This window comes from Neisseria sp. P0021.S007, from assembly GCF_051956855.1.
Genome location: NZ_JBQCXA010000986.1, coordinates 1 through 555 on the forward strand (window position 1 = coordinate 1; position 555 = coordinate 555).

Genomic DNA, 555 nt, shown 5'->3' on the forward strand with positions numbered 1-555 from the left:
CGATACGCCAGCGGTTGCGGATGATGGCTTTGAAGCGGTTGGCAAGCTGGTCGTGTTCGTGTTGTTCGCCGCTGTAAAACGCCACGCTTTCGGCGTGGTCGCGCACGCGGATGAGGGAATAACGGTAGTCGCCGTTGAGTTTTTCGTTTTCATAGTTGTAACGAATCAACGGGTTGCCTATCCACATGGCGATAAAGGTCGCCAAAATCACAAACATATAGACAAACCAAACGATGCCGTGCGGAATGTCGAAACCGAACACGGTCAGGATGCCCGCCAAGCCCCACAAAACAACGGCAAATTCCAGCGAGGTAACGACCGAATTGACCATGCCGCGCACAAATTCTATGGTCGAGGCGATGAAATCCTGCGCGTCTTGTTGGATACGCTGGTCGATATTGTCCGGCGCATGGCGGCGCATTTGCAGGCGGTAGTAGTTTTTATCGGCAAGCCAGCGCGTTGTCAGCACTTCGTTGAGCCGCTCCGACCATTTAATCGCCAAGCCTTGATCGAGAAAGTCGTTGACGACGTTGTTAAACGCCCGTACCAGCACCA

General features: G+C 53.5%; 1 protein-coding gene. It reads right to left on the reverse strand.

The annotated features are described in order from the left end of the window. Positions 1 to 555 (reverse strand): SbmA/BacA-like family transporter (locus ACTHUR_RS17105; RefSeq protein ID WP_440399894.1); only part of this gene is annotated, 555 nt, incomplete at both ends.